The 7,318-nt window shown below is 64.8% G+C and carries 8 protein-coding genes and 1 pseudogene; 5 read left to right on the top strand and 4 right to left on the bottom strand.

Features of this window, described 5'->3' with window-relative positions; all coding sequences use genetic code 11:
- Positions 1–198: 198 nt before the first annotated feature.
- The 3 genes from scpB to G3O00_RS37945 all read right to left on the bottom strand — a co-directional run bounded on the left by scpB (position 199) and on the right by G3O00_RS37945 (position 3,692).
- Complete coding sequence (scpB, locus tag G3O00_RS37955; protein WP_206146073.1) at positions 199–1,230, bottom strand: SMC-Scp complex subunit ScpB; 1,032 nt, start codon at positions 1,228–1,230, stop codon at positions 199–201.
- A gap of 272 nt (positions 1,231–1,502) precedes the next feature.
- Positions 1,503–2,714 (bottom strand): pyridoxal phosphate-dependent aminotransferase, encoded by a 1,212-nt coding sequence (locus tag G3O00_RS37950; protein ID WP_206146072.1) that lies wholly within the window; start codon positions 2,712–2,714, stop codon positions 1,503–1,505.
- Positions 2,715–2,789: 75 nt separating this feature from the next.
- The gene (locus G3O00_RS37945) at positions 2,790–3,692 is read right to left on the bottom strand and encodes a LysR family transcriptional regulator (protein WP_206146071.1); all 903 of its coding nucleotides are present in this window, start codon (positions 3,690–3,692) and stop codon (positions 2,790–2,792) included.
- A 428-nt stretch (positions 3,693–4,120) separates the two neighbouring features.
- Here G3O00_RS37945 and G3O00_RS37940 point away from each other — a divergent pair, with 428 nt between their 5' ends.
- Positions 4,121–4,522 carry a transposase gene (locus tag G3O00_RS37940; protein WP_006409263.1) on the top strand — a complete coding sequence of 134 codons (402 nt, stop codon included), beginning with the start codon at positions 4,121–4,123 and terminating at the stop codon, positions 4,520–4,522.
- 198 nt (positions 4,523–4,720) lie between these two features.
- The gene (locus G3O00_RS37935) at positions 4,721–4,972 is read left to right on the top strand and encodes a hypothetical protein (RefSeq protein WP_011351792.1); all 252 of its coding nucleotides are present in this window, start codon (positions 4,721–4,723) and stop codon (positions 4,970–4,972) included.
- A 194-nt stretch (positions 4,973–5,166) separates the two neighbouring features.
- Here G3O00_RS37935 and G3O00_RS37930 read toward each other — a convergent pair whose 3' ends face one another.
- Positions 5,167–5,484, bottom strand: a complete 318-nt coding sequence (locus tag G3O00_RS37930; protein ID WP_011351791.1) for a hypothetical protein — start codon at positions 5,482–5,484, stop codon at positions 5,167–5,169.
- Positions 5,485–5,641: 157 nt separating this feature from the next.
- On the opposite strand from G3O00_RS37930, the gene G3O00_RS37925 reads away from it, so the two are divergent.
- The 3 genes and pseudogenes from G3O00_RS37925 to G3O00_RS37915 form a co-directional block, all read left to right on the top strand.
- Positions 5,642–6,358, top strand: a complete 717-nt coding sequence (locus G3O00_RS37925; protein ID WP_206146070.1) for a YdcF family protein — start codon at positions 5,642–5,644, stop codon at positions 6,356–6,358.
- Positions 6,359–6,579: 221 nt separating this feature from the next.
- The gene (locus G3O00_RS37920) at positions 6,580–6,858 is read left to right on the top strand and encodes a hypothetical protein (protein WP_011351789.1); all 279 of its coding nucleotides are present in this window, start codon (positions 6,580–6,582) and stop codon (positions 6,856–6,858) included.
- 136 nt (positions 6,859–6,994) lie between these two features.
- Positions 6,995–7,204 (top strand): annotated as a pseudogene (locus G3O00_RS37915) (DNA-binding protein); the annotation flags it as partial.
- Positions 7,205–7,318 lie beyond the last annotated feature (114 nt).

Genomic DNA, 7,318 nt, shown 5'->3' with positions numbered 1-7,318 from the left:
GCTGCGCGGGCCTCGCCGCAGAACGCGGCGGGGACGCTCGTCGCCACCCTCGGCCGAAGCGCCCTGCTCCGGTGCATCGTCGGCACGCGCTGCCTGCACGGCAGGCGCGGACGATTCAATATCGTGGATATCTGTCAAAACAACCTCAAAATGTCAGGTCTCGCGCCCGGCGCGGGCGCGGCAAGAAGTTGGCCGCGATCAGGCGCGACGCTGTTCAGGTTCTGCTTCGTCGTCCGGCAGCGCATCGGCACCGATGGGTGCACTGGCGCTTCGTACGGCATCGGCGAGACTGTCGGACGTGTCGTCCAGCATCTCGTCGTCCGCAGGACGGGAACGGGGGGCGTCGGCCTGGCCAGCCTCGCCGGGCATGTCGCCGGCCGCTTCCGCTCCGTCTCCGGCAACCGCTTCGGCAGCCGGCTTGCGATCTTCCTCGCTCCAATCCGCGCGCAGCGGCTCGGGCTGCACACCGGCTGGCACTGCTTCGGCGCCAGCCTGTTCCATTTGTTCCGTTTGCCCGCGAACAGCATCGAGCGTATCGCGGCTCGCGATTTCATGCGTCGACGCGACGTCCGCCGCGGGATCATCCGGCAATCCTGCCGATTGACCGGCGGATGCCTCATCCGCTTGCGGCGCGTCGCCATTTGCGTCGTCGGCAACCGGCATGCCCTCGTCGAAATCCATCGCCTGCTGCGCAAGCAGCGCGGCCTCGATGTTCGCGGCCGGCTCTTCGAGCGCAGGCAGATCATCGAGCGCCTTCAGGCCGAGGTCGTCGAGGAACTGCTTGGTCGTCGCATACAGCGCCGGGCGTCCCGGCACGTCGCGATGACCGATCACTTCGATCCAGCCGCGATCCTCGAGTTGCTTGACCACCTGCGTATTGACCGTCACGCCGCGAATCTCTTCGATGTCGCCGCGCGTGACAGGTTGCCGATACGCAATGATCGCGAGCGTTTCGAGCACCGCACGCGAATATTTCGGCGGCTTCTCGGGATGCAGGCGATCCAGATAGTGACGCATCGCCGGCTTGCTCTGGAAGCGCCATCCGGTTGCCAGCGCCACCAGTTCGACGCCGCGGCCGGACCAATCCTGTTTCAGATCTTCGAGCAACGTGCGGACCGTGTCAGCCGACACGCCGTCGGCAAAGAGCTTGCGCAAATCGCCGAGTTTCAGCGGTTCCTGCGCGCAGATCAAAGCAGTCTCGAGGACGATCTTCGCCTCTTGGGTATTCATGCAGCTAGGCCAGACCCTGTGGTCAAACGAACCGGATCAACAAACAGACGAAAGGAACGGAAGACGCGCTCGCCCGATTCTGATCGGTCATATTGATGGGAGCACGAACCGGGGGCGGCGAATCAACTTCAGGCCAGGCCCAAACCGGACGGAACAGCACGGCTCAACGACGGAACCGCGTGACTGAGCGCCATATTACGCAAAATTGCCCGGTGCGTAAAGATGAGCCGAACGGGCCGCCGCCAGCGCGCCGCCTCCGCTCCGACCCCGCTTCAGCGGACGGCCACGCCGCGTGCGAGGAACCGGCGCAACCGCTCGACACCCGCATCGAGCCGCGCCGGATCGCATGCGTAGCACCAGCGCACGAATCCTTCCCCCTCCGGGCCGAACGCCCGCCCGGGCGCCAGTCCGAGTCCTGCCTCGCGCACCAGCGTCTTGCAGAACGCGAGACTGTCTGACGCGCCCGGCAGGCGCAGAAACAGGTACATCGCGCCCGACGGAGGTGGTACCTCGACACCCGGCAGGGTACGTAGCGCGGCAACCAGGTGATCGCGCGCATCGCGCAGCGCCGCGACGAACGACCGCACGAACGGCTCGCCATCGCGCAATGCGACTTCACCGGCGGCCTGCACGAAGCCCGGCGCACATGACGTGTTGTATTCGACGAGCTTCGACAGGTCAGCCATCACCGCTGCCGGCGCGATGAGCCACCCCAGGCGCCAGCCCGTCATCGCCCACGCTTTCGAAAACGAATTCACGACGACGACCCGCTCGTCGCGCGACGCGATGTCGAGGAACGATGGCGCGCCGTCCGCACCGCTCGCGTCGAACGCGAGCCGCTCGTACACCTCGTCGGCAACGAGCCAGATGCCATGGCGGCGGCAATGGGCGAGCACCGCTTGCTGGTCGTCAGGCGACATCGTCCAGCCGGTCGGATTGTTCGGCGAGTTGATCAGCAGCATCCGCGTATCGGGCGTCAGCGCCGCAAGCAGCCGCCCGACATCGAGTTGCCAGCCCGCATCGCCATAGCCGAGCGGCACGCATTCGACCTGCGCCCCAAGGATCTTCGGAATCTCGACTAGATTCGGCCACAGCGGTGTGACCGCGACGACGCGCTCACCCGGACCGACCAGCAGCTGCGCAGCCAGCATCAGTGCGCTCACGCCCGAGCTCGTCACAGCCACGGTGTCGGCCGCCGTCGCACCGTGACGGGCGCTGACGTAGGCCGCAATCGCATCGCGCAGCGGCGCAGTGCCGAGGTTGTGCGTGTAGAAGGTCGCGCCATCGCGTAGCGCCGCCGCGGCGGCGTCGCGAATGAAGTCCGGCGTCACGCGATCGGATTCGCCGAACCAGAAAGGCAGCATGTCCGGCACGCCGAAGCCGGCGTTTGCCACTTCCCGGATCAGCGACGGACGCAACGCGTGCACTGCGTCACGGGCAGCCGGCGCGCCGGCTGCCGGAAAAGAATCTGCAGAATGCGCCATCGAGCACCACCTTCGAGGAACACGATCCGCGTAGTGTACCGGCCCGCAAGCCGGAGAGGCGCACGTCGGCGGGCGTCAGTCGAGGTCCTCCGCCCTCGCCGGCATCTGCCGCACGAGTTCCCAGATCGCCTGCGCAGCGGGCGACAACGACCGGTCGCGACGGCGCACGAGTTCGACCGTGCGCTCGGTGCGCGGCGTGAGCGGCCGTGCAACGAGCGTCGAGCCGGCAGGTAGCGGCAGCGACAGCCACGGCTGCACGCTTACACCGACGCCGGCCTCGACGAGGCCAAACACGGTCGCCGAATGCCCGAGCTCCTGCATGACCGTCGCGTTGACACGATGGGCGGCCAGCGCGGCATCGATCAGCGGCCGACTTCCCGACGCATGATCGAGGAGCACGAGGCGCTCGCCGTCCAGCGCCGTCCAGGGCACCTCGGCACGCGCCGCAAGCGGATGGTCGGCGCGCGCGACGAGGCAGAACGAATCGGTCATCAACGATTCGCAGACGAGATCGGCCACCGTGAGCGGACCGATCACGACGCCGAAATCGACTTCGCTCGACTTCACCTTGCGCAACACGTCGCTCTGCACGTCGTCGCGTAAACCCAACGTCACGAACGGAAACTCGCGCTCGCACGACGCAACCACGCGCGGCATCAGCCGGCACGCGATCGTCGGGCTGGCCGCGACGATCACCCGCCCGCGGCGCTGCTCACCGATCTCGCGAATCTCGCGCAGCGTGTCGTCGAGATCGTCGAGCAAACGGGACACGCTCGCGATCAGGTTCGCCCCAACATCGGTCAGCTGCACGTCGCGCGTCGTGCGATCGATCAGCTTCAACCCGAGCTCGGCCTCGAGCTCGCGCACACAGCGACTGACCGCGGACTGCGTGAGCCCGATCTCGTCGCCCGCGCGACTGAAGCTCTTGAGCCGCGCTACCTCGATGAAGACGCGAAGCTGGCGCAGCGTGACGTTCATTTCCTGACCTCATCAATCGTCGATATCGATGCGCGATTTTAATGCGCGAATCCGGCTTCGATGTACGAATCAGGCACCTGCCCCACATGTTTCGCTGCGGTGCAATACATCCGCGAACGCACGTGGTGCGGGCGAACTGCACAAGATTGGTGATTGTCCCGATTTGCTGCCGGGTTATTTTGGCGTCTTATACGCCCCTAGCTGACTTAGCCGTTAGCTCGCTGCCAAGCGGCTCTCGAGGGAATTACCTCCGACATGGCACGCTTCGTGCATTACCTGGCGCACAGGGCGCAGGTTTCGTCGGACGGAAGAGCAGAAACGCCGCTGCCGGCCAACCGGACGCCCCCACCCGGCACTCGACGATCGAGTGCTTGAAGAGTGCGCGGCGCAGGGCAGCGCACCGGAGTTAGCTTCGCTGAGGTGAGGACATGATGCTGTTCGACGATTTGAGAGATAACGAGTGGGCGCTGGTCGAGGGTCTGTTTTGCTCTGAACCCGCACGGAGTGAGCGGCGCGGCCGCCCCCGCGTGGAAGCCCGCTCGGTGGTGAACGCCGTGCTGTGGGTGCTGTCGACGGGTGAAGGATGGTCGAAGCTGCCGGGCCGCTATCCGTCGCCGCCGACCTGCCGCCGTCGCTTCGACGAATGGCAGGCAGACGGCACGCTCGCCGAAATCGTGAAGCGACTCGGCACGAGCGGCCGGCAGATCTCCCTGCGCGGGCGCATCGGCGCAAGCGCTGCGAAGCCGCCCGCACCGCCGAGCCGCGACCGGCTGCGCGGCGCCTTCTGGACCAATCCGGAATCCTGGCGCGCGCCCGTCAAGATGGCGTAACGAATGCTCGATCGGGCGGCTTCGGCCGCCCGGTTTCTTTCTGCGACGCGACCTGTTCGCGACGCTTGCGTTGCCGTCGATTACCGTTGTCGTGCCGCGATACATCTATTTACCAATATTTACAGCAAGCCTGCACTCCCACGCTTACCTTAGCGACATATCAACAGGCCGCGTCGACGGCTTGAAGGGAGCCCCGCCATGAAACCAATGTCACTGCTCGTCGCATGCGGCATTGTCATTTCCCTGGCGTTGTCCGCTCCAGCTCACGCCGACGATCGCGTGAAGCCGCCTCATCGCCAGCAGGACCATCGGAATACCCTCCGCCAGCCACCGTCCGCCAACCCGCCCAACCGGCAGACTGTGCCGCGCGGCGACCTGCGTGGCGACATCGCCAGCAACGCGCGAGCGCGCATCGGCTCGCAGCCGTCCGACGTGCCGCGTCATCCGTAGTCCTGCCAATTTCGGGATTTAGCCAAAGAAAATGCCCGCGGTCGGGAACTGCGCCGCACGCGACGAGTCACAACGTTGCCATGAGCACAGCGTGGCAACAGCAAAAGTATCCGGTACGCCCGTATCCTCGCGATACGGGCTTTTTTTTGGCATCGCCAGCCGTACGGCGATGCGGGCGACGGGATGATCGGCCGCTACAGGCGGCTTTCGAGAATCGCCACGGCACTCGCTTCGCTCAATGCGTAGTCGGCCATGCGGCGATCGGTCCAGGAAAGTAATTTCTCGTCGCGCTCGAGGCGCGAGAATTCGGCTCGACCGCTTTCGGTCAGTACGGCGATGTCGACCGGTGCATGGAAGCCCGGCGCAGGGGCAACGGTTTTCTGCCTGACCGTGTCCATCAGCCCGAGCGAACGGAGATACTCGAACACACCCGGGCGGCGTGCCCACGGTACCTGGCGGTACTGCACTCGTCTCAATGCGTCGAGCACCGCTTCGTTGGAATACGTGGCCATCTCGATTCTTTCTTAAAGTGCAGCGACAATGCGAAGCGGCGCGCCGGGCGGCGTCTCCGCCCACCGATACCGCCACCGATTCTGGAGGCCGACGTTCGGCGTCGCGTCAGGGCCGGATCGTCAGCCGTCCATAAAAAGACACCATACCCCAATCAAATTGATTCTGTTCGATTCATTTGTACTTCTCTTCATCTGTTTCATGCTCTGCCGCAAGCGGCGACGAATCATCTCGATCGCCGCCATTGCGCTGTTCTGGCTGCTCGCGACGGGCTGGCTCGCCGCACCGCTGATCGCCTGGACCGAGTCGGGCGTCGCACCCGTCGAGCACCCGGAGATGCACGGACGGACCACGCTGATTCTCATCGGCGCCGGCACGAAGCGCACCGACTTCGGGCTGCGGCCGCCACCTGACGGAACTGCCCGCATCGACAAGGTCGCAGCGCTCTACCGCACCTGCAGGCAACTGGCCGAGCGCTGCACCGTGGTGATGTCGGGCGGCGACCCGCAGCATCACGGCGAAACCGAGGCTGCCGTATACGGGCGCCAACTCGTCGCCGAAGGCATTGCTCCCACGGACCTCGTTCTGGAACCGGATAGCCGCACAACCTACGAAAACGCGAAATTCACTGCGTCTATACTACGCTCACAGTATGACGACGCACGCATTCTCGTCACTTCGTCATACCAGATGCGCCGCGCATTGCTCGATTTCCGCCGTTTCGGGATCGATCCGCAGCCCGTCTATGCGAATCGCCGGCGCGCGCAAACAGGCTGGCTGCCGCGCTGGCGTAATTTGGCCAACGCCGAGCAGGCGCTTCACGAACTGGTCGGCATTGCGCAGTTCCACGTCTATCGATGGCTGGGATGGTTCTGACGGCTACGGAGAAACCGGAGCGGAAATCACTGCGGCGGCGACGATGGCAGCCGCGTGACGAAGTACGCGAAGTGTTGCGCCACTTCAACGGGGCCTTGCGTCACGCCACGATCCGGTGCACATTGATCCGTCACTTTTGTTACACTCGACACGCACTCGATTGCAGTCGCCAGACAAAACGGCAACACTCGGGTTCATCACCACTTAGCGGAGGTAAAGCAATGAAGAAGACGTCCCTGGCTATCCTGGTAGCGATGTCGGCGCTGACTGGCGCAGCGTATGCGCAAGAGAGCACGGAAATCAAGACGATTACCGATCCGGCCAAGATCTCCGAGATCGAGCAGCGCGCACAGGCGCTGCAACAGCAGCAAGCGGCTGAAGCCGCTCAGCCGGCGATGCAGGAAGAGCATCACCACGGCAAGAAGGCTGCTCACCACAAGGCTGCTGCGAAGAAGGCCGGCAAGAAGGCTGCCAAGGCCGCAGACGCTGCCAGCCAGTAAGTTCGGCGGCACCGCACAAGCAAAAAGCCGAATCCGGGCAACCGGGTTCGGCTTGTTTGGTTGCGGTGCCCGTGCGCTGTGCTAAAGTCGCGCACCGAAATTTTCCACCCGTGCGCACCCCGGTGCGGAGGACAGCATGAGCAACATTCAACTCGACATCGAGTGGACCGAAGCCGCCACTCGCCAGATCAAGCAACTGATGCCCCGCGGCTCGGCCGACGCGTTCCTCGCGTTGCCGCCGATCGAGTGCCTGCCGATGGAGGGCGACGTGCTGTTCCTCGGCCCGCAAGGCAAGCAGCAACCGTTCATCGTCGCAGAGCGCCAGTACCCTCACGCCGGCGACGCGACGGATCATGCCGGCGCGCACCATCAGCTTGTGGCTGACGATCTCTGCGTCGGCGGGTGCTTCTTTCAGGGTGCCGATAAAGAAACGGGAAGCTTTCATGCGGACGGTTCCAAA

This window comes from Burkholderia sp. Ac-20384 (genome assembly GCF_017104605.1).
Classification (GTDB): Bacteria; Pseudomonadota; Gammaproteobacteria; order Burkholderiales; family Burkholderiaceae; genus Burkholderia; species Burkholderia lata.
The sequence above is the reverse complement of the archived record's forward strand: the minus strand, read 5'-3'. Positions and strand labels throughout refer to the sequence as shown.